Raw genomic sequence first — 19,599 nt, 5'->3', positions numbered from 1 at the left:
GGATCGACGCCGTATTCGAAGAACAAGGACCTCACATGAATCGATTCACGCTTCCCATCGACAACTCCGAGGGCCGCAGGGCTGCGGCCTCGATCGACTACCGCGACCAAGCCGAACCCTTTCCCACTCGACAGCCCATGAAGGCCCCCGCCAAGGCCCCCAACGTACTGTTGATTCTGTTGGACGACATGGGTTTCGGTTCCTCATCAGCCTTCGGCGGACCCTGCAACATGCCGACTGCGGAACGACTGGCCTCGGCTGGCCTGAGCTACTCAAAGTTCCACACTACCGCGATGTGCTCGCCCACTCGCGCGGCTCTGATGACCGGCCGGAACCATCACAGCGTCGGAATGGGCTGTATCGGCGAGACCGCGACCAGCTCTCCGGGATACACCTCGGTGCGCCCCCGTTCAATGGCAACCATCGCCCGCACCCTCACCTGCAACGGATACGCGACCGGTGCTTTCGGCAAGATGCATCAGACCCCACCGTGGGAGACATCGCCTGCCGGCCCCTTCGATCGTTGGCCCACCGGTGACGGTTTCGAAGAGTTCTACGGATTCCTCGGTGCCGAAACAGACCAGTACCGTCCCACGCTGATCCACGGCACCACGCCCATCGATCCACCGATCGAACCCGGCCGCGAGTACCACCTCTCCGAGGATCTAGTGGACCAGGTCGCGAACTGGGTCGATACCGTGACGACACTCGACCCGGACAAGCCCTGGTTCAGCTACCTCAGTTTCGGCGCCTGCCACGCTCCGTACCAGGTTCCCTCGGACTGGCGTGACCGGTACGCGGGACAATTCGACGACGGCTGGGATGAACAGCGTGAGCGCACCCTGCGTCGGCAGAAGGAACTCGGCTTGGTCCCAGACGCCTGCGAGCTGAGCCCATGGCCGGAATCCGTGCCACGCTGGTCGGATCTCGGCGACACCGAGCGGGCAGTGGCCGCGCGACTGATGGAGTCCTACGCTGCGTTCGCCGAGCACACCGACGCCCAGATCGGCCGATTGGTCGACACCCTCGAGCAGTCCGGCCAGTTGGACAACACGCTCATTTTCTACATTCTCGGCGACAACGGGGCCTCCCCGGAGGGCGGCATCACCGGCACCCTTAACGAGGTCGGCAGCGTCAACGGCATTACGCTGTCCGTCGAGCAGGCACACGCCCGTATCGACGACATCGGTGGCCCCCTAGCGCATTCCGTGTACCCGGTCGGATGGGCGCTGGCCATGGATACGCCATACCAGTGGACCAAGCAGATGGCGTCCCACTACGGCGGAACCCGCAATGGCATGGTGGTGCATTGGCCGGCCGGGATCGAGGACCCCGGCCAAGTCCGTCACCAGTGGCACCACTGCATCGACGTGGTGCCGACAATTCTGGAGGCTGCCAACATTCCGCACCCCGAGACCGTCGACAGTGTCGCCCAGCAGCCGATCGAGGGAACGTCCTTCCTGTACTCGTTCAACGACGCGGACGCGAAGGACCGGCACGTCACCCAGTACTTCGAACTCTTCGGCAGCCGCAGCATCTACGATCACGGGTGGACCGCCGTTGCCCCGCACCGGATTCCGTGGATCGACGACCCCTCACAATGGCGTCCCTTCAAGGAAGACACGTGGGAACTCTATGACACACGGTCGGACTGGTCCCAGGCACGAAACGTCGCTCACGCGTTTCCCGAGAAGCTCGCCGAGCTCAAGGAGAAGTTCCTCATCGAGGGTGCCAAGTACCAGATCTTTCCCATGGACGACCGGTTCAAGGAACGCATGAACCCGGCAATCGCCGGACGCACCGATCTGATGGCCGGACGCACCAGCCTGACCCTGCGCCCTTCGATGCCCGGCCTGCACGAAGATACGGCACCGAACGTGAAGAACACGAGCTTCGCGATCACTGCACGAATCACGGTGCGGAACAATGGTTCCGACGGCGTCTTGGTCGCCCAGGGTGGCAGGTTCGCCGGATGGTCGTTGTACGTCAAAGACGGGTACGTGACCTACTGCCACAACCTGTGCGATGTCGACCGATACTACGTGAGAGCTGAAGAGACGTTGGGCGAAGGTGAGCATATCGTCGAGTTCCACTTCGACTACGACGGCGGCATCGGTCAGGGCGGCACCGGCACGATCGAGGTGGACGGGATCAAGGTCGGCACCGGCCGGGTGCCGCGTACGACCCCGTACTTCTACTCCATCAGCGGAACACTTGACGTTGGCGTCGACCGGAACACTCCCGTCACCGACGAATATCTGCCCGCGCCGGCCAATTCGTTCACCGGGGAGATCGACTTCGTTCGGATCGATGTCGAAGCTCCGGACGTCGATACACGCCACGAGTCTGCGATGGCTGCACTCCGAACGCACTGACCGATGCCGGCAGCGCAACCAACTATGGAAGGAACCACGTGATTACCACCGATACTCCAACCGGGGCAATCGAACTCGACCTCCGGGTGCAGGAATTCATCGCTTCCCCCAAGAAGATGTTCATTGACGGAGCGTGGGAGGAGGCTGCCTCGGGACGCGTATTCGAGACCGTCGACCCAGCAACCGGAAAGACCCTCACCACTGTGCCGCACGCAGGCACAGAGGACGTCGACCGCGCGGTCGCAGCCGCCCGACGCGCCTTCGAGGACGGTCCGTGGCGCAAGCTGACGCCCGCTCAGCGCCAACGGGTGCTATGGCAGATCGGTGAAGGCATCCTGGCCCGGGCCGATCAGTTCGCCCAGCTCGAGTCCCTCGACAACGGTAAGTCCGTCACGGTAGCCAAGGCCGTCGATGTCGTATGGGCCGCGGAGATCTTCTTCTACTACGCCGGCTGGGCCACGAAGATCGAGGGCCGGACCATCCCGGTATCGGTCCCCTGGGCACCGGGCAGCCGATTCCATGCTTACACCACCCGCGAACCGATCGGTGTCTGCGCGCAGATCGTGCCGTGGAACTTCCCACTGGTGATGGCGGCGTTCAAGGTAGCCCCGGCCTTGGCATGCTCGAACACGATGATCCTCAAGCCGGCCGAGCAAACTCCCCTCACAGCGTTGCTACTGGCCGAGGTTATTGCCGAGGTCGGCGTCCCCGACGGGGTGTTCAACGTGGTCACCGGCTTCGGCGACGCGGGCGCTGCACTGTCGAGCCACGACGACGTCGACAAGGTTGCATTCACCGGATCGACCGAGGTAGGTAAGAAGATCGTCAACGCCGCGTCCGGGAACCTCAAGAAGGTCTCCCTCGAACTCGGCGGCAAAAGCCCACAGGTGATCTTCTCCGACGCAGACCTGGAAGCCGCAATCCCCGGCGTCGCCAGTGGGTTCCTGTTCAACCACGGACAGGCTTGCACGGCTGGGACTCGACTGCTGGTTGAGGATAATATCTTCGACGAGTTCACCGCGGGGATCGCCGAGTTTGCGAAGTCTCAGAAGATCGGGTCCGGCCTGGATCCGACCAACGACATCGGACCGCTCATCTCGCAGGAGCAACTCGGCAAGGTCACCGGCTACATCGAGGCTGGTCTCGCCGACGGTGCCCGTGCCCTGTCCGGCGGACAGCGGCACGGCGATACCGGGTTCTACGTCGAGCCGACGCTGCTGGTCGACGTGAAAAGCGACTTCAGCGTCTATCAGGAGGAGATCTTCGGCCCGGTCGCTGTCGCTGTTCGGTTCAATCGTGACGAGGGCGTGCTCGCCGCGGCGAACGACACCCCGTATGGACTCGCAGCAAGCGTGTGGACTCGGGATGTCTCCAGAGCCCATGAGGTCGCGGCCCAGATCAAAGCCGGCACGGTGTGGGTGAACTGCCACAACGCCTTTGACACTGCTCTGCCGTTCGGTGGGTACAAGCAGTCGGGGTGGGGCCGGGAACTCGGCGAGGGTGCCATCGCGGAATACACCCAGACCAAGTCGGTCAGCATCGCCTTGTGACCATCGTGTCGGCTGACATTGGCTAGCGTCGTCCAATGTCAGCCGGCACGATAATGGATCGACCCCTATCGAAGTTCACCGAATGGACCAATGATCCGACATTGGCAGGAACGAGAGGCTCACAAAATGACTATCTTTCCAGGCCTCGCTCATATCGCCGTCACAGTCTCCGATCTTGGCGTCAGCAGGCAGTGGTACACCGCACTCTTCGGGACCCCGCCCGTGCTCGACGAGGAAGACCAGTCGGGAAACTTTCACCATGCGGTGTTTGCGCTCGACGACGGCACACTGTTCGGACTGCACGCGCACCAAAACGCCGACGCATCATCGACATTCGACGAACGGCGAGTCGGACTCGATCACGTAGGATTCGGCTGCACCCAGGACAGCCTGAAAGAGTGGCGGGCACGACTCGAGAAACTCGGTATCGCTCACGGCGGTATCGTGACCGCACCTTACGGATCCGGGATCTCGTTCCGTGACCCCGACAACATCGCGCTCGAGTTCTTTGCGCCGCCTTCGTAAGCGGCTTAGATCAGCGCCACTTCGGGGACACGTTGCGGAGTCGGCTGACGGGAATTCTTCGCCCCAAGTTGACAACGCCCGCGCGGGGGAATCGCTGTCCCGCGTCAATGGACTCGTACGACGCTCCGAGCGTCTACAGAATGAGACCGCCGCACGGTGGGTGCGACGGTCTCATTCATCTAGATACGACCAGGATCACTGATCGCAGAATGGGTTCCGCGGTACGGAAGTGCTCAAACCTTTAGTGGTGACTGACAAATGACTGATTGGTTCCAGCAGGCGCAGTTTCGAGCTTGTGCTGCTCTTCTTCGTCCTCGTCGTCGAGCATCGTGGCTTCGTTGAACGGGATCTTGCCGTCCAGGACCTCGACGACGCGTTCCTTGTCGATGGTCTTGGTCCAGACTCCGATAAGGAGCGTGGCGACGGCGTTGCCCGAGAAGTTGGTGATCGCTCGGGCTTCGGACATGAAGCGGTCGATACCGACGATCAGGCCGACGCCGTCGAGCAGTTCGGGACGGTGGCTCTGCAAACCGCCTGCAAGCGTTGCCAATCCGGCGCCGCTGACTCCCGCAGCACCCTTCGAGGCGATGATCATGAACACCAGCAGAGAGAGCTGCTCACCGAAGGCGAGGGGCTGACCCATCGCGTCGGCAATGAAGATCGACGCCATGGTCAGGTAGATCGCGGTGCCGTCGAGGTTGAAGGAGTAGCCGGTCGGAACGACGATGCCGACAGTGGTGCGCTCGACGCCGACGTGCTCCATCTTGGCGATCAGTCGCGGCAATGCCGATTCGGAGGACGAGGTCGCGAAGATGAGCAGGTACTCGCGGGCCAAGTACTTGACCAGCTTGAAGATGTTGAATCCGGTCACCGCGCGGAGCAGGGTTCCGAGGACACCGAAGATGAAGATCAGGCAGGTCAGGTAGAAGCCGATCATCAGTGTCCCGAGCTGAACCACGGCGCTCAGTCCGGTCTGGCCGACCACGCTGGCGATGGCGCCGAAAGCACCGATCGGGGCGAGCCACAGAATCATCGTGAGGATCTTGAACACGAGCTTCTGAATGTGGCCGATTCCCTTGAGGATCGGCTCGCCGGGCTTACCGAGCGACTGGATCGCGAAGCCCACGAGCATCGCCACGAACAGCGTCTGCAGCACGCTACCGGCGGTAAGAGAGGACAGCATCGACGTCGGGATGATCGACGCGATGAAGTCCCACGTCCCACCGGCGCTATGAGCTGCATCGGTGAGCTTGGCGATGGAAGCCGAGTTGGGCGTGATGTTCAAGCCGCTGCCGGGGTTCAGCAGGTTACCGACACCCAAGCCGATCGCGAGAGCAACGGTCGACATACCGATGAAGTAGGCAAGCGCCAGACCGCCGACCTTGCCGACCTTCGCCGCAGCGCGTACCGAGCCGATTCCGAGCACAATGGTGCAGAAGATGACCGGGCTGATCATCATCTTGATCAAGCTGACGAACAACGTGCCGAGCACACCGACCGACTTGCCGAATTCGGGTGCGAGCCAACCGACGAGGATGCCGCCGATGACAGCAACGATGACGCTCATGTAGAGCCAGTGCGTCTTGTCGCGCTTCGCCGGGGTGCCCTCGGGCTGTGGGGAAGCGTCTACTGTCCCTGTTGCCGTGATGCTCATGGGATGTCCTTTGGTGGGAAATCTGTGAAGTGATCGGGATCACTTTCAAGTCGTGGAGAATTCTTGCTGCAAATACTCGAGACGTGAAGTTTGTGTTCATAACGTTCAGGAGAGGCCGATGGTCGAACTACGCAGTCGCCGACGTATGAGCGTCGCTCGGCAGATTCTGCTACTGCAGCTGGCACTGTTGACGCTGGTCATCGGTGTCGGCGGCGCTTTGGCGATTGTCGACGAGCGCGGCGACAGCGACGACGCCATCCGCCGACAGGTGAGCTCGATCGCGGAGACCCTCGCCCTGTCCGACTCCACCGCCCAGGCTCTGGCAAGCCCTGATCCGACTGCGGTCCTGCAACCTCAGACCGAGGAAATACGCCAGGCCACCGGCGTCGATTTCATCGTGGTGATGGCACCGGACCGGACGCGCTATACCCACACCAATCCGGAATTGATCGGGCAATTGTTCACCGGCAACATCGACCGAGCCTTGGCCGGCGAGACGTTCACCGAAACGTATGCCGGTTCGTTGGGTCCGTCGATTCGCGCTGTCACACCGGTTTACGACGCGAAGGGAACGCTGGTCGGTCTGGTGTCTGTCGGCGTCACGCGCGAGGAGATCAGCAAGCAGTTCGCGCAGAGCATTCCGACCATCCTGGCAATAACCGCGGCGGGATTGATTGCGGCGGTCCTGAGTTCATTGCTCGTGAGTCGCCGGATCAGGCGTCAAACCCTCGGTCTGGCACCTGACGAACTGCTCACGATGTACGAACATCACGACGCCGTTCTGCACAGCATCGGCGAAGGGTTGGTCGTCATCGGCCGCGGGCGAGGCGGACAAGCTCAGGTGGAGATGGTCAACGACGAAGCCCGTCGCCTCCTCGACCTACCGAATGGGCGCGTTGAACTTTCGTCCCTTCCTTCCACCCTGCGAGACGTGGACGCCGGTTCGGCGAAGGATCAGGTTCATCTCACCGATCTACGAATACTGGTGGTCAATCAGCATCCGGTTGAGTGGGAGGGCAAGAGAATTGGAACGGTTCTAACAATTCGCGATCACACCGAGTTGCAGAATGTTCTGGGCGAACTTGACTCGATTCGAGGGTTCGCAGAATCACTGCGCTCACAGGCACACGAGAGCGCCAACCGACTACACACCATCATCACCATGGTGGAGTTGGGACGATACGACGACGCAGTCGCCTTTGCCACCAACGAGTTACGTGTTTCTCAGCAGCTGATCGATCGGTTGGTCAATGCGGTCCACGAGCCTGCACTGGCGGCCCTACTGCTCGGCAAACTGAGCGAGGCGACCGAGCGCGGGGTGGAGTTGACCGTCACCGAAGACACTGCGCTCGGCCCCGTTTCCACGCTCACCGCCCGTGAATTGGTCACGCTGGTCGGCAATCTGGTGGACAATGCTATAGACGCCGCCCGATCGGGCCCAGACCCGTGGGTGGAAGTGACAGTGATGGAAGAGGATTCGATGATGGTAGTTGCCGTCGCCGACAGTGGTCCGGGAATGACACCCGACGCACTCGAAAAGGCAAAGGAGCGTGGATATTCCACCAAATCAGGCTCTCGCGGCATCGGCCTTGCCCTGGTCTCGCAGATCGTGAAGCGCCACGGTGGCACTTTCGTGAGCGAACCCGGTCTCGGATCCATGCTGGTAGTTCGTATTCCGATTCGACACGAGAAGGCATCACAATGATCCGGGTACTCATCGTCGACGACGAACCGTTGATTACCGCAGCGCATCGCTCTTACGTGGAGCGCGTTCCGGAGTTTTTGGTGCACAGCGTTGTTCACACCGGACAGGCTGCGCTGCGCGCGGTAACCGAAGCCAACGCCACCGATCAACCCATCGACTTGGTACTACTTGACATCGGACTACCCGACGCGAGTGGACTCGACGTTGCGTCAGCACTGGGCGGGTTGCGCCCCAGTCCGGACATCATTGCCGTGACCTCGGCCCGAGACCTCGACGTAGTACGCAACGCCGTTGCGCGCGGAATCGTTCTCTACCTGCTCAAGCCGTTCACGTTTGCCGCTTTCCGCGACAAGCTCGAGAGGTACCTGGAGTACCGCGCTGCGCTGCCCGCCGGCGAATCAGCCGTCAGCCAACACGATATCGACCGGGCAATGGCGGCACTCCGAACTTCTGACGACAGAGCAGCATCACCGAAAGGTATTTCGTCGCAAACACTCGGATTGGTATCCGCGTGCGTACGCGCGTCGGAGAGTCCAGTGACTGCCGCCGAGGTGGCCATGTCCGTGGGTGTTTCCCGGGTGACCGCCTGGCGCTACCTCGAAAAACTGGCAGACGACGGATTGCTCACCCGGGAAACCGAATACGGACGTGCGGGACGCCCACAGGTTCGGTACCGCAGGGCCTAGTTGGCACCGACGGTGTCGAGTACCCATGCGAACTCGAAAGCAACTTCTTTCCACTTCTCGTAGCGACCGCTGACGCCGCCGTGTCCGGCGCTCATCTCGGTCTTGAGAAGTAGCGGAGCCTCCCCGGTCTTGGTCGCGCGAAGTTTGGCAACCCACTTGGCCGGCTCGACGTAGAGGACACGGGTGTCGTTGATGCTGGTGATCGCCAGAATCGCCGGGTAGTCCTTGGCTTCCACGTTCTCGTACGGACTGTACGAGTGCATGTACTCGTAGACGTCCTTGTTGTGCAAGGGGTCTCCCCATTCGTCCCACTCGATGACCGTGAGCGGCAACGACGGATCCAGGATCGACGTCAGTGGATCGACAAACGGCACGTTCGCGAGAATGCCCGCAAAGAGTTCCGGCGCGAGGTTGGCTACAGCACCCATCAGCAAGCCGCCCGCGCTGCCGCCGTCGGCAACCATCCGATCAGCAGTGGTGACGCCGGCATCGATCAAATGCTTTGCGCAAGAGATGAAGTCGGTAAAAGTGTTCTTCTTGGTAAGCGTCTTGCCGTTCTCGTACCAATGCCGACCCATCTCGCCGCCACCACGTACGTGGGCGACCACAAAGACAACACCGCGATCGAGTAGAGACAAACGTGCCACCGAGAACGACGGGTCGATGCTCGCCTCGTACGAACCGTAGCCGTACAACAACAACGGTGCCGGGCCCTCAGGTGCGCCGACGCGCCGAACGATGGACAGCGGGATCCGAGTTCCGTCTTCGGCCACTGCCCAATCGCGGCGCTGCTCGTAGTTCTTCGCATCGAAGTCTCCGAGAACGGGCTGCGACTTACGTAGCGCCAGTTCACCACTGTCGACGTAGTAGTCGTAGACCTGCCCCGGGGTGATGAAGGATGTGAATCCGAGCCGGATGGTGGGCTGAGCCCATTCCGGGTTGGAGCCCATTCCGATACTGAACAGTTCTTCGTCGAAATCTATCTCGTGACGCTCGCCGTAGCCGTCGGCTGTCAACGGCCACACAGCAACCCGAGTCAAAGCCTCGCGCCGGTAGCTCAGCACGATATGACCGGCAAAGGTGTCGGCCTCTTCCAGACGCACGTCTTCGCTGTGTGCGATCAACATGGTCATGTTCGTCGGATCCGAAACCGGAGCCTCGGCCAGCACGAAATTCTCGGCCTTCACGCCGTCGACGACGTCGTTGTGGAGAATGAGGAAGCGATCCTCTCCCCCGATCACAGCGTGTTCGGCGCCGTACTCGACACCGTCCCGGCGGGGAATGATCACACGGAAGTCACCTTCCGGGTTTGCGGATTCCAGCATCCAGCCTTCGCTGGTCACCTTGGAACCGACCCAGATCATCAGGTACTTTTCGCTGCGAGTCGACCCTATCGACACCCAGTAGCGCTCGTCAGGCTCGTGGAACACCGAAACATCTTGACTCTGCGGTGTTCCCAGCTTGTGCCGCCAGACGGTGTCGGGACGCCAGGACTCGTCGACAGTCATGTAGAAGACGTGACTGTGATCGAGTGCCCAGGTAGCACCGGGGGCGGTGTCGGGAATCTCGTCGGCGAGGAGCTCGCCAGTCTCGAGGTTCTTGAACCGCAGGGTGTATCGCTCGTCGCCGAGCACGTCCACGGAGTACGCCAGCAGAGTGCCGTCTTCGCTGATCGAGAACGCGCCGAGCGAGAAGAAGTCGTGGCCTTCGGCCTCGAGATTGCCGTCCATGAGAATCTGTTCGCCGGCCAATTCGACACCAGGCGTCAGATTGGGTGGCGTCCAGTCACTCTCGTCGGAGATAGGACAGCGGCAGTGAACGTTGTACGACTTTCCCTCGACGCTGCGAGCGTAGTACCACCACTTCCCCATACGAGTGGGTACCGACATATCCGTTTCCTGGGTGCGTGATTTGATCTCCTGGAAGATCTTCTCGCGCAACGGCTCCAGATGAGCGGTCTGCTGATCGGTGTACGCATTCTCGGACTCGAGGTAGGCAACCACCTCGGCATTTTCCTTGTCCCGCAGCCACTCGTAGTCATCGACGAACGTGTGTCCGTGATGGGTACGTTCAGCGGGAACCTTCTTCGCGACTGGCGGGACGGGGCTCATGCGCTGGGACCGACCCAATCGGCGAAGGACAATCCGGAAATACGTTCGTAGGCTTCGATGTAACGCACCCGGGTCGCGTCGACAATCTCCTGCGGGAGTGGCGGCGGCGTTGTGTCCGACGCTCGGTCCCAGCCGGATTCTGCACTGGTCAGCCAGTTTCGGACAAACTGCTTGTCGAAGCTGGGCTGAACCTTGCCGGCCTCGTAGCCGTCGGCCGGCCAGTAACGCGACGAGTCCGGAGTGAGTACCTCGTCGGCAAGCACCAAGTTGCCGGCGGCATCGAGACCGAATTCGAGCTTGGTGTCCGCGAGGATGATTCCGCGGTCTGCCGCGAAGTTCGATGCGCGCGCGTACACGTCGAGCGTGTCTTCACGGAGTTGGATCGCGAGCGGCTGACCAACCTTCTCGACGACCTCAGCGAAACTGATGTTCTCGTCGTGATCACCCATGGCAGCTTTGGAAGCGGGAGTAAAGATGGGGTCGGGCAGCTGACTGGCCTCGACCAGACCAGCAGGCAGGGACACACCGCAGACGGCTCCGGTGTTGTTGTAGTCGACCAGCCCGGATCCGGTGAGGTAGCCGCGGACGACGCATTCGACCTGCACCATGTTCAGCTTCTTCACTACCAACGCACGCCCCAGGACCTCTTCGGGGATGCGATCGTCGTCGGGCTCACCGGCTAGGTGATTGTTGCCGCCGAGGACGTTGAAGAAGAACACGCTCATCGCAGTGAGGACGCGGCCCTTGTCCGGAATCGGCGTGCTGAGCACGTGGTCGTAGGCCGAGATCCGATCACTCGCGACAAGCAGCAGGTGCTCGTCGTCGATCGTGTAAAGGTCGCGGACCTTGCCACCGGCCAGATGAGTGTAGGAATCAAGTGTAGGACGCACGTTGCCACCCTATCGGGAGTTACCGACTCACACAGAACCGTGGTGACCGAAACTCGCCGTTCTGAGAGGCCCGCGGCCCGCTGACCTGGATTTGCGGATGGCTTCTCACCTACAAGTGAGAGGCCACTGTCACAGTAGCCGCGCGGCTACTGAATCTACGGGTTCCGGTAGTGCCCGCCAAGCGCAAGACAACCAGTTTTCCCATTGGACGGGAGAGACGCCGAAATCCGGCATTTTTGCGACACACACTCAGATCACTTCATTCATCGCAATCAGATTCCCGCTTCACGAAAGGGTTTACAGATGCCTCGAACTTCACGCACTGTCGGTCTCCGTGCCGCCGCAACACTGGCAATCACGGGCAGCCTCCTGATGACCGGTATCGGCGGAACTGCGCTCGCCCAGGCCGATCCGCTTCGATCCGCCGGATTCGGTTCACTGGACTTCGGTTCGCTCGGCCTCGGCAGTTCGCAGCAGGCTCCCGACGCCCCGCGCCTCGAGGGTATCGACAACTTCCGCGATGTCGCAGGAACCGGAGACGGATATGAGGGATCCGGCTACACGGGATCCCTCGGCCAGCATCTCAACAAGGGCGTCTTCTACCGAGCCAACGCGTTCACCCCGAAGGGTGCCGATATGGCAGAGCTCGTAAAGCTTGATTTGGCAAAGGTTTACGACCTCCGTACCGACGGCGAAATCGCCAAGGTGCCGGATGTTCTGCCGCCCGGCGTCGACAGCGAACACATCTCGATCCTGGCACACGACGTGGACATAACAGCGATGATGGCCACAATCCGCACGCCCGACGAAATGCGCGGCGCCATGCAAGAAATGAACCGGATATTTGTTACCGGCGCAGTCGAGCGCGCCGGGTTGAAGACCCTCCTCACCAACATGGCGAAAACCGATGGCCCGCAGGTCTTTCACTGCACCTCCGGTAAGGACCGCACGGGTTGGACCGCAATGCTGCTGCTCAGCATCGCCGGCGTCGACCAGTCCACCATCATGGACGATTACCTTCTGACCAACGAGTACTCGGTCAAAAGCATCGCAGCGGCCACCGCTTACATCACCGCGACGTACGGTGCCGGCGCAGCAGCAATAGCCGCACCGGCACTCGGAGTGGAAGCCAGCTTCCTCCAAGCCGGCCTCGACCAGGTGAAGGCGGATTACGGAACCATTGACAACTACCTGACGGAGGGCCTGGGACTGAGCCAGGGCACCATCATGGAGCTGAAGGCCAAACTGCTCGGCTGAGTTCCGACACAGGCATCACATACGAGGCGTATCCGAGTTCATGTCCGCTACCGGACGTGAACTCGGGTACGCCTATTCTGTCGAAAACTCGCGCACAACATCGTTCTGATACGCCCAGATGACAATTTGTACCCTCGTACGCACATCGAGTTTCCGGCAGATATTGCTGATATGTGACTTGACGGTGCTCAATTCGAGTTCCATCACGTCAGCCACTTCACCGTTGCCCAAGCCTCTCGCGAGATGCTGGACAACTTCCATCTCACGCAGACTCAGGTCGTGACCGGGAAGCAATACCCCGACCGACTGCTTTCGTTTGCCGAATTCCACTATCAACCTGCGCGTGAGTCGCGGCGAAAGTACCGAACCGCCTTCTGCCGCAGCAATGACTGCCGCTACCAAGTCTTTCGGATCCGTGTCCTTGAGCAAGAACCCCGCCGCTCCCATGTCAAGAGCGCCGAACACGTACTCGTCGAGATCGAAAGTCGTGACAACAACGACGCGAGTATTCGGGAACTCTTTCAAAACCTCGCGAGTCGCCGTAAGCCCGTCACCGCGCGGCATTCTGATATCCATCAGCACCACGTCCGGGCGAAGTAGCCGGACTTGTTCCACCGCTTGAGTTCCCGAGCTTGCATGACCGATCACCTCGATCCGAGGGTGATCACGAAGGAAAAGATCGAATCCTTCCCGGACAACCGCTTGATCGTCGGCAATAAGTACTGAGATCATGCGATAATCCTCCCGCTAATCGGCATCGTCGCCCGTACTGTCCATCCACCGGTCCCATCGGGTCCGGCTGAGAATTCTCCGCCCAAGAGCGTGATTCGTTCCCTCATTCCCGGGATACCGAAGCCCTGACCTCGCATAGCAGCCGTACTGATTCCGTATTCGTTGTCGATCGTGACGATTACCGATGCATGATCACGACAAACGCTCACGTGAACCGGACTGGTCGGCGCATGCCGAAGTGCATTCGACAATGCCTCCTGAACAATCCGATAACACGATAGCTGCACCGCACTGTCGAGTTCGGCAAAACTGCCCTCCAGTTCGAAAGTCAACGGCGAACCCGCTGCCCGACATCCGTCGATCATTTCCGGGATATCGGCGATCATCGGCTGCGGGTAATCGGGATCACCTTCACCCAACCGCAGGATTCCCACGATCTGACGCAAACTGTCGAGCGCTCGCTGCCCTTGGTCGATCGCTCCGTCGAGCATTGCTTGCACATCGTCCGGATGGCTCGCAAGGACCTTGTTCGCCGATTTTGTCTGGATGAGCATTCCGGTGAGGTGATGGGCTGCAACATCATGCAGTTCACGTGCCATGTTCTGCCGCTCAGACGCGATTGCATCATTCAACTTCGCCTCGTGTTCCTGCCGAAGTTGTTCGATGGCAGCACTACTGGTCGATGAATACGTACGGAACTTCGCAATGACCAGACCAAAGGCAACAAGCATTCCATAGGTGAACAGAACATTGACAATCTGCAGGATGATCAAATGCTGAGGCGTTTGTACCTCGCCAAGATTATTGGTCGGCTCCAATCCGCGTCCTGCGGTCACAGCCACGTCCGTCGCCATTGCCAGCACAGTGAGCAACACAAGTTTCATTCCCTGTGTGCGAATCGCCAGTGTCACGATCGCAAAAAAGTACAGCGGCGTCAAACCCATAGATCGGTCGTCCAGCAGCAACGTCAGGCCCGCGGTGCTGACCATCGCCACCAGAAACGAACCAATCGGAAATGCGCGACGTAGACAAGCGGAAAACGTGAGAATGACGATGAACATCACCGCTTGAATAATCAGCGACGGCGAATGCAAGAGTCTCATTCCGACGTCACCGGCCAACTTTGCGGCCACAATCCCGAAGAGCCACACCACACTCAAAACGCCGAGCACTACGGCAGCGATTGCCGGATTACTCGGGGTCAACCGATTGATCTGAACCGAATATATCTGCTCCGATGGCAGAAACTGGCGGAAGTGCACTAACATCCGACTCCATTCGATATCAGGCTCCCCCGGCACCGGTAGATACTCGAGCCGAAACGATTACCAGCAGCTCTTGTCAGACCGGCGTTCGAACTGCAAATGTATCTGAGTCCTTCGGAACCTCGAACGGTTATGGTGGTTACCGAACAATCCTACGAGAATCGCCGTTACCGGTGAATCATTAGTTCAATGCTTCCCGGATTACGGCTGCCGTGCTGTCGAGTACCGCCCGCTGCGGCGTACGGGGCTGAGCGCGCACACCGAAGCCGTCGCCACGATTCCGGGGGATGACATGCAGGTGGACGTGGAAAACTTCCTGCCCCGCGACAGCTCCGTCGGAGAGATGAAGATTGACGCCGTCGATCGGAAGTGGCCCAGCGCGCATGGCCGTGGCAATTTTCTGCGCAACCGCGAAGATCCTGGCACCGTCGTCGGGATCCAGCGTCGACAATCCACTGGCGTGACGTTTCGGCACAACGAGGAGATGACCTGACGTGAACGGCCGAATATCCATGAAGGCAAGAACATTCGCGTCGTCGTAGACGACGCTGGCTGCTGCCTCGCCGGCGATGATGGAGCAGAAGATGCAGTTCATAGCCTTCGGCCCTGTGCGCCTTTTTGGTAGCGGTGACTACCAGAAAGGCGCACAGGGCGTAGCCCCTACAAAATCGGCGACGGCGCGTACGCCGCAGCTTCGGGGTTAGCGTCGACAAGCTTCTGTACCTCGGCGACAACGGATTCGACCTGAGCCGACGCGGCGCCGATGAAGGCGGCCTTGTCCTCGAGGGCTGCATCGAGCGCAGCGCGATCGAGCGGCAGACGGTCGTCGGCGGCGAGGCGATCCAGAAGATCAGGTTCCTTGCCCTCTTCGCGCATCGCAAGTGCCACGGCGACGGCATTTTCCTTGATGGCTTCGTGCGCGGTCTCGCGTCCGACGCCGGCGCGAACAGCTGCCATGAGTACCCGAGTGGTGGCGAGGAACGGCAGGTAGCGCGTCAGTTCCTTCTCGATGACGGCCGGGTAGGCGCCCATTTCCGCGAGCACCGTCAAGAAGGTCTCGAACATTCCATCGATCGCGAAGAAAGCGTCAGGCAGTGCAACGCGGCGAATCACCGAGCAGAAGACATCGCCTTCGTTCCACTGAGCGCCGGCCATCTCGGCTGCCATGGAACCGTAGCCGCGCAGGATGACCTGCAGTCCGTTGACGCGCTCGCAGGAGCGGGTGTTCATCTTGTGCGGCATCGCGGAACTGCCGACCTGGCCGGGCTGGAAGCCCTCGGTAACGAGTTCGTGGCCGGCCATGAGGCGGATGGTGTGCGCGAACGACGACGGCGCGGCACCGACCTGGACAAGGGCGGAGATGACGTCGTGGTCGAGGGAACGCGGGTAGATCTGGCCGACACTGGTCAGAACATTGGTGAACCCGAGGTGCTCGGCGACCTTCGTCTCGAGCTGATCCAGCTTGGCTGCGTCACCGTCCAAGAGATCGAGCATGTCCTGCGCGGTGCCCATCGGGCCCTTGATTCCGCGGAGCGGGTAGCGGTCGATCAGCTGACGCAGACGAGTCAGTGCAACCAGCAGTTCGTCGGCAGCCGACGCAAAGCGCTTACCCAAAGTTGTGGCCTGAGCTGCGACGTTGTGCGAGCGGCCGGCCATCACGATGGACGAGTACTCGGCAGCGCGCTCACCCAGACGGGCGGCGACGGCGATGCCGTGGTTGTAGACGTGCTCGAGGGAGCGGACGATCTGCAACTGCTCGACGTTCTCGGTGAGGTCGCGGCTGGTCATGCCCTTGTGAACCTGCTCATGGCCGGCGAGGGCGTTGAACTCCTCGATGCGGGCCTTCACGTCGTGGCGGGTTACACGCTCACGATCGGCGATGGACTGCAGGTCGACGTTGTCGATCACACGCTCGTAATCGGCGACGGCGTCGGCCGGAATGTCGATGCCCAGCTCGGTTTGAGCTCGCAACACCGCCACCCACAGCTGGCGCTCGAGCACGATCTTGTACTCAGGCGACCACAGAGCGGCAAGCTCCGGGCTGGCGTAACGGTTGGCAAGGACATTCGGGATGCGGCTCACGAGGCCTCAGTCTAACGGTGGGCAAGTATGGCCGTTACCCCTGCACAGATGGGGCCATCACATCGATCGATTCGAGAAGCATCCCGCGGGCCAAACCACGCGGGTCGGGGTCGTACTCCCCCAATCCCGTGATCATCGCGCCATCAACCATAGCTACCAGGCGTCGCAGTTGACCGTCGGCAGTTGAGCGGCCCGAGCGCTTTAACGCCTCGGTCAGCACTTCGTCCAATTGCGCGCGCAACCTCAACTGCACGTCACGTAATGCCGGGTGCCGAGCGCAGGCAACAGATCTTTCGTACCGCGAGATCAACCGTTCACGGCTCTCCGCCAGCCTTTCGTCCACACCGAACAGCAGGTCCACCAGCAGATCGACGGTGGATTCGGAGCCCCGTCGACGCATGGTCACTACTTCGACACGGGCACGCGCCGCGTCCATATCCGCGTTGCCGTTCAATTCGACGGCGCAGGCGATGAGGTCGTCGAGTGAATCGAAGTAGTAAGTGGTCGATGCCAGCGGAAGGCCTGCCCGCGTTGCGACGGCGCGGTGGCGGACCGCGTCGAACCCACCTTCCAGCAAAAGCTCAGCAGCGGACGCCACCAGTGCTTGGCGACGTTTTTCTCCCTTGGGTGTTGCTGCTCCCGACACCGTTCCATCGTGCCAGTTTTATAGGTACATGCATCGGGAAACAGTGCGAACACCTTGCTGTTTGTTACCCAAGCCACGATTCGAGGCGTCGAAGCGCCTCTTCGATGTCCGCTGTGGCACCGGCAAACGAGAGCCGAACCATCCGATTTCCATGCACGGTGTCGAAGTCGATTCCCGGCGCCAACGCGACTCCGGTATCGGTCAGCAACCGCGAACACCAGGCAGTCGCGCCCTCGTCGCCGCAGAGATGTCCGATATCGGCGTATACGTAGAACGCGCCGTCAGCGGGGGCCAGATCGGTGATGCCGAGCCTCGGCAACCCGGTAAGCAGAAGCTCACGGTTGCGCGCATAGCGTTCGACATGACCATCCAGTTCGACCTTCGCGTCAGCCGAGAAAGCTTCGATCGCGGCGTACTGCGAAATCGCGGGCGGGCACACGGTCATGTTCGACGCGAGGCGCTGCAGCGGTCGACGCAAGTAAGTGGGCACCAGCATCCAGCCGAGTCGCCAGCCCGTCATCGAGAAGTACTTGGACACCGAGCCGATGACAACCGATTCGCGGGAGGTTTCCCAGGCACTCGACGTCTGCTGATCGCCGTAGCCGATGCCGTGGTAAATCTCGTCGGAAATCAGGAGAGTTCCGTGCTCGTCACACCAATGGGCAAGCGCCGCCAACTCGTCGGGTGCGATGACCGTTCCGGTGGGATTGGCGGGGCTCGCGACAATCAAGCCGGCCGGCGGCGACGGCAGCGCTTCGAGCATCTCGACTGTCGGCTGATAGCGCGTCGCCGGTCCGCAATCGAGTTCGACGACGTTGCAACCCAGCGCCGCAAGGGTATTACGATAGGCCGGGTATCCCGGACGTGCGACGACGACGGTATCGCCTTCATCGAATGCAGCCAGGAAGAGCAATGTGAACGCGCCCGACGAACCTGTCGTCACGACAACGTCGTCGGCGTCGACGGTGATTCCCGAACGCTCGGAATGGTAGCCCGCGATGGCCTCGCGGAGCGCCAAGATCCCGAATGTCTCGGTGTACCCGAGGAGTTCTCTACCCAGGATCTCCTGCGTTGCACGCAATACCGGGGTCGGCGCCGGCGTCGACGGCTGACCGGCCGCCAACGTGAGGACGTCGCCATGCGTCCGCTGGCGTTCGGTAGCGGCTTTCCACACGTCCATGACGTGGAAGGTCTGGATGTTCGATCGACGAGATTCTGAGCGCACACCTCGACGGTAGTCGGTACCGCCAATCAAGCGTCAGTGGGTTCTCGTTCAGTAGCTTCGAGATCCGAGACCTTGGCCGGGAGAACGTCGACCTTGCTGACCGTCAGGAATGCAACCAGTGCCACGATCACGATCGTGAACACCAACGTCGTGACGGTCGGCCCGAATCCCAATCCGCCTTCGTCACGGTCCTGAGTCAACAGGTCACCGAACGACGCACCCAGCGGCCTGGTGACGATGTACGCGATCCAGAATTCCAGCACCGCATTGAGTTTCAGCCCGTAGTGAGCCGCGGTCACCACAGCAATGACGGCACCGAACAGGATTGCCGACTTTGCATATCCCAGATTGACCTGCTCTGCGATCAGGTCACCCGCCGCCGCGCCGAGCGCGAAGGTGAAGAGAATCGCGAGCCAGTAGAACGCTTCGCGCTTCGGCGTCCGGATGCTGTGAATGGACAAAGTTCGTTCACTCGCAAACCACACTGCAAATGTCACGGCCAACGCAACCGCGAAGATTCCGGCACTCACTTCCAATGACACTCCGAAGGTGTCGGTGAGGATGTCGGTGATCAACGTTCCCACCACACTGATCAGCACCACTTCCAACCAATAGACCCACGGCACATACTGTTTCCGCGCGAACTGGATCCCAGGGCGATCACCAGTAGCCCAGTCGTCAATGCTGCCGTCCCGGTCAATACGATGCCGAGATCTGCATTGAGCGAATCTGCCGCAGTCTCACCAACCCTCGTACCCAGAATCTTTATGATCCAGAAATACAGAGTTACCTCGGAGACCTTGCGCCGGCTCACGTGTGAGAGTCATGTGGGTCAGAGTTGCAGGTGCTTGTTGAAAGGAAGCTGAGAACACTCGTCGCTCTCGGCCCATGCAGTA

Annotated in this window: 17 protein-coding genes; 6 read left to right on the top strand and 11 right to left on the bottom strand. The window is 60.8% G+C overall.

Going from position 1 to position 19,599, the window contains the following annotated elements:
- Window positions 1-35 precede the first annotated feature (35 nt).
- The 3 genes from QM600_RS12555 (at window position 36) to QM600_RS12545 (ending at window position 4,450) form a co-directional block, all read left to right on the top strand.
- A complete protein-coding gene (locus QM600_RS12555; protein ID WP_283261782.1) occupies window positions 36-2,375 on the top strand; it encodes an arylsulfatase in 2,340 nt (779 codons plus the stop codon).
- 116 nt (window positions 2,376-2,491) lie between these two features.
- Complete coding sequence (locus QM600_RS12550) at window positions 2,492-3,925, top strand: aldehyde dehydrogenase family protein (RefSeq protein WP_283261813.1); 1,434 nt, start codon at window positions 2,492-2,494, stop codon at window positions 3,923-3,925.
- A 126-nt stretch (window positions 3,926-4,051) separates the two neighbouring features.
- Entirely contained in the window at window positions 4,052-4,450 is a 399-nt protein-coding gene (locus QM600_RS12545) for a VOC family protein (protein WP_283261781.1), read from the top strand.
- A gap of 241 nt (window positions 4,451-4,691) precedes the next feature.
- Here QM600_RS12545 and QM600_RS12540 read toward each other — a convergent pair whose 3' ends face one another.
- Window positions 4,692-6,104, bottom strand: coding sequence for a cation:dicarboxylate symporter family transporter (locus QM600_RS12540; protein WP_283261780.1), 1,413 nt, complete (start codon window positions 6,102-6,104; stop codon window positions 4,692-4,694).
- 118 nt (window positions 6,105-6,222) lie between these two features.
- On the opposite strand from QM600_RS12540, the gene QM600_RS12535 reads away from it, so the two are divergent.
- Together QM600_RS12535 and QM600_RS12530 are read left to right on the top strand one after the other, a co-directional pair.
- Complete coding sequence (locus QM600_RS12535; protein ID WP_283261779.1) at window positions 6,223-7,809, top strand: ATP-binding protein; 1,587 nt, start codon at window positions 6,223-6,225, stop codon at window positions 7,807-7,809.
- The gene (locus QM600_RS12530) at window positions 7,806-8,495 is read left to right on the top strand and encodes a response regulator (protein ID WP_283261778.1); all 690 of its coding nucleotides are present in this window, start codon (window positions 7,806-7,808) and stop codon (window positions 8,493-8,495) included. The genes QM600_RS12535 and QM600_RS12530 overlap by 4 nt, the downstream gene beginning before the upstream one ends.
- On the opposite strand, the gene QM600_RS12525 is transcribed toward QM600_RS12530, so the two are convergent.
- Both QM600_RS12525 and QM600_RS12520 read right to left on the bottom strand, forming a co-directional pair.
- Entirely contained in the window at window positions 8,492-10,606 is a 2,115-nt protein-coding gene (locus tag QM600_RS12525; protein ID WP_283261777.1) for a S9 family peptidase, read from the bottom strand. The two genes, QM600_RS12530 and QM600_RS12525, sit on opposite strands and share 4 nt — an antisense overlap.
- On the bottom strand, window positions 10,603-11,496 hold the full coding sequence (locus QM600_RS12520) for a phosphoribosylaminoimidazolesuccinocarboxamide synthase (protein WP_283261776.1): 894 nt from the start codon (window positions 11,494-11,496) through the stop codon (window positions 10,603-10,605). The genes QM600_RS12525 and QM600_RS12520 overlap by 4 nt, the downstream gene beginning before the upstream one ends.
- A 303-nt stretch (window positions 11,497-11,799) precedes the next feature.
- On the opposite strand from QM600_RS12520, the gene QM600_RS12515 reads away from it, so the two are divergent.
- Entirely contained in the window at window positions 11,800-12,753 is a 954-nt protein-coding gene (locus QM600_RS12515; protein ID WP_283261775.1) for a tyrosine-protein phosphatase, read from the top strand.
- Window positions 12,754-12,825: 72 nt separating this feature from the next.
- On the opposite strand, the gene QM600_RS12510 is transcribed toward QM600_RS12515, so the two are convergent.
- From QM600_RS12510 to QM600_RS12475, 8 genes are all read right to left on the bottom strand, one after another.
- The gene (locus QM600_RS12510) at window positions 12,826-13,485 is read right to left on the bottom strand and encodes a response regulator transcription factor (RefSeq protein ID WP_283261774.1); all 660 of its coding nucleotides are present in this window, start codon (window positions 13,483-13,485) and stop codon (window positions 12,826-12,828) included.
- Window positions 13,482-14,753 carry a sensor histidine kinase gene (locus QM600_RS12505; protein WP_283261773.1) on the bottom strand — a complete coding sequence of 424 codons (1,272 nt, stop codon included), beginning with the start codon at window positions 14,751-14,753 and terminating at the stop codon, window positions 13,482-13,484. Before QM600_RS12505 ends, QM600_RS12510 begins: the two co-directional genes overlap by 4 nt.
- A 178-nt stretch (window positions 14,754-14,931) precedes the next feature.
- Entirely contained in the window at window positions 14,932-15,345 is a 414-nt protein-coding gene (locus tag QM600_RS12500) for an HIT family protein (protein WP_283261772.1), read from the bottom strand.
- Between the two features lie 65 nt (window positions 15,346-15,410).
- The gene (purB, locus tag QM600_RS12495; protein WP_283261771.1) at window positions 15,411-16,832 is read right to left on the bottom strand and encodes an adenylosuccinate lyase; all 1,422 of its coding nucleotides are present in this window, start codon (window positions 16,830-16,832) and stop codon (window positions 15,411-15,413) included.
- A gap of 34 nt (window positions 16,833-16,866) precedes the next feature.
- Window positions 16,867-17,478 carry a TetR/AcrR family transcriptional regulator gene (locus QM600_RS12490; RefSeq protein WP_283261770.1) on the bottom strand — a complete coding sequence of 204 codons (612 nt, stop codon included), beginning with the start codon at window positions 17,476-17,478 and terminating at the stop codon, window positions 16,867-16,869.
- A 64-nt stretch (window positions 17,479-17,542) separates the two neighbouring features.
- Window positions 17,543-18,703: a pyridoxal phosphate-dependent aminotransferase gene (locus QM600_RS12485; protein ID WP_283261769.1), complete on the bottom strand. Its 1,161-nt coding sequence runs from the start codon at window positions 18,701-18,703 to the stop codon at window positions 17,543-17,545.
- Window positions 18,704-18,729: 26 nt separating this feature from the next.
- Window positions 18,730-19,329, bottom strand: coding sequence for a COG4705 family protein (locus tag QM600_RS12480; RefSeq protein ID WP_283261768.1), 600 nt, complete (start codon window positions 19,327-19,329; stop codon window positions 18,730-18,732).
- Window positions 19,296-19,517, bottom strand: coding sequence for a hypothetical protein (locus QM600_RS12475; protein WP_283261767.1), 222 nt, complete (start codon window positions 19,515-19,517; stop codon window positions 19,296-19,298). Before QM600_RS12475 ends, QM600_RS12480 begins: the two co-directional genes overlap by 34 nt.
- Between the last annotated feature and the right edge of the window lie 82 nt (window positions 19,518-19,599).

Source organism: Rhodococcus sp. IEGM 1379, from assembly GCF_030056815.1.
In the GTDB taxonomy this organism is placed as follows: domain Bacteria; phylum Actinomycetota; class Actinomycetes; order Mycobacteriales; family Mycobacteriaceae; genus Rhodococcus_F.
The sequence above is the reverse complement of the archived record's forward strand: the minus strand, read 5'-3'. Positions and strand labels throughout refer to the sequence as shown.